The 2,245-nt window shown below is 70.6% G+C and carries 2 protein-coding genes; one reads left to right on the top strand and one right to left on the bottom strand.

All coding sequences use genetic code 11. The features are described from left to right. Positions 1–73: 73 nt before the first annotated feature. On the bottom strand, positions 74–1,126 hold the full coding sequence (locus tag ACK4UM_RS15390) for a substrate-binding domain-containing protein (protein ID WP_409800745.1): 1,053 nt from the start codon (positions 1,124–1,126) through the stop codon (positions 74–76). 178 nt (positions 1,127–1,304) lie between these two features. Between ACK4UM_RS15390 and ACK4UM_RS15385 the strand changes: the two genes are divergently transcribed. After that, positions 1,305–1,922, top strand: a complete 618-nt coding sequence (locus tag ACK4UM_RS15385; RefSeq protein ID WP_409800743.1) for a hypothetical protein — start codon at positions 1,305–1,307, stop codon at positions 1,920–1,922. Positions 1,923–2,245 lie beyond the last annotated feature (323 nt).

Here is a 2,245-nt window from a genome sequence, read left to right as displayed (position 1 = left end):
GTGTCGGTGTTGGTTGGGCGGCGGGGGGGGGCGCCCCCCCCCCCCCCGCGACGCTGTCGTCAGGCGCGCGCGATCACGAGCCGTAGCGGTCGAAGGCGACGCCCTCGCGCACGCTCGTCTGAACCTCGTTGCGACGCTCGTCCGGGAGCACCACGAGGCCGCGCTCGGAGAGGTAACCGCCGGGGCCCATGGCCTCCTCGGACATGTACTCCTCGATGAACTCCGCGAGGCCCGGGATCACGCCGCGATGGGCGTTCTTCACGTAGAAGAAGAGCGGACGGGCGACGGGGTAGGAGCCGTCGGCGATCGTGTCGAGCGAGGGATCGATGCCGTTGATCGAGACCGGCTTCAGCGTGTCCTGGTTCTCGTAGAGGAACGAGTAGCCGAAGATGCCGAGCGCGGTGGTGTCGGCCTGCAGACGCTGGACGATCAGGTTGTCGTTCTCGCCGGCCTCGACGAAGGGGCCGTCCTGACGCATGCGGCTGCAGATCTCGTTCCAACGGTCGCGGTTGTCCGCGCGCAGGGCCGCAATCTCCTCGAAGGTCTGGCAGCCGTCGTGCATGACAAGCTCGACGAAGGCGTCGCGCGTGCCGGAGGTCGGCGGCGGGCCGAGCACGATGATCTCGGCGTCGGGCAGCGACGGGTCGATGTCGCTCCAACGGCGATGCGGGTTCGCCACGATCTCGCCGTCGACCACCACCTCGGCGGCGAGCGCCTGGAAGATCTGAGCCTCGGAGAGGTCGAGGTCGGCGCCGTTGATCGACACCGCGATCGTGAGACCGTCGAAGCCGATCAGCGCCTCGGAGACGTCGGTGACGCCGTTCTCGCGGCAGCGGGCCCACTCGGACTCGGTCATCGCGCGCGAGGCGCCGGTGATGTCGGGGAACTCGGCGCCGATGCCGTCGCAGAAGATGCGCATGCCGCCGCCGGTGCCGGTCGACTCGACGACGGGGGCCGGACGGCCGGTCGCCTGGGCGAATTCCTCGGCGACCGCCTGGGTGTAGGGGAACACGGTGGAGGACCCGACGATGCGGATCTGCTCGCGCGTCTGCGCCTGGGCCGCGCCGACGGCGAGAATGCCGACGGCCGCGATGGCGAGCGCGCTCGTGGTGGTGACGATCTTCACTGGACCTCTCCCGTTTCGCGAAATCTCGTGACATCGGCGCTCTCCGGGAGGAGGCGCGTCGCCGATGCGCGCCGTCGATAGCCCCCCTCTATGACACCTGCATGACATTTTCCACACGAGCCGCCGCGCCCGCTCTATCCCCTTGCCTTCCGGCGCACCATTGCGCATCAGGGGAGCCATGAGCGCCGAACCCGAGACCGCCGGCGGGAGCCCCGCCGGCCGCGAAACCTGGCTCTATGCCCAATCGCCCCGCCCGGCGGGGCTGCCCGTCGCCTTCCGCATCCGCGGGCGGGCGCTCGAGGTCGAGCGCATGGCGCGCACCGACCGCTTCCCCCTCGACCGCGTCGAGGCGGTGCGGCTCACCTTCGAGACGCGCTCTTTCGCGCCCGCGCAGCTCACCGCGAAGCTGATCTTCGAGGGCGGGCGCACGGTGAAGATCACCTCGGTCGACTACACCTCTCTCGTGAACGCCAAGCGGAAGGACGCCGAATACGGCCGTTTCATGCGCGAGCTCCTCGCCCGCATCGGCCGCTACTCGCCCGGCGCGCGGCTCCTCGCCGGCCGCTCTTGGCCGGTCTGGGCGATCACGGCCGTCGTCGCCGTTGGGATCGTGCTCGGTCTCGCGATCGTCGGCTGGCAGGCGCTCGCCCAGGGCGAGCCGGTGGTCGCGCTCCTCGCGATCGTGGTGGCGGGGCTCGGCATCTGGCAGCTCGAACCGATGGTGCGCCACAACAAGCCGCGCACCTTCGCCCCCGACGCCCCGCCGCCGGCCCTCGTCCCGCCAGCGGCGCCGTGAGGGGCTCCTGGCCCGAACGCGTTGGTCGGAGTTCGAGGATCTTCGGGCTCTCATCAAGTCGGTCGCGCCGACAGGATGAGCGCTCCACCGGTGTCATCCCCGGCCGGAGGTCGCTTGCGACCGGAGGGGAAGGGGACCCAGCATGAAAATCGCTTGCAGAGCAAGCGCTTGCGGCGGCGTCCAGCCGCCTGGCCGGCGGCACGACAGTGTGCTTCGCACACGTTTTGGTGCTGGGTCCCCTTGTAATAGCGAACCCTGATATGACGGTCCTGCTCTTCGGGGCGCGGGGGGCGGGGGGGGGCCCCCCCGCCCCGCCGCGCGGG

The organism is Salinarimonas sp. (genome assembly GCF_046292825.1).
GTDB lineage: Bacteria > Pseudomonadota > Alphaproteobacteria > Rhizobiales > Beijerinckiaceae > Salinarimonas.
Note: the sequence above shows the minus strand (reverse complement) of the source record. Positions and strands in the feature narration are given on the sequence as shown.

Bases quoted from the DNA above. Each gene is read 5' to 3' on its own strand.
- ACK4UM_RS15385 (WP_409800743.1), top strand. From the start codon at position 1,305: ATGAGCGCCGAACCCGAGACCGCCGGCGGGAGCCCCGCCGGCCGCGAA.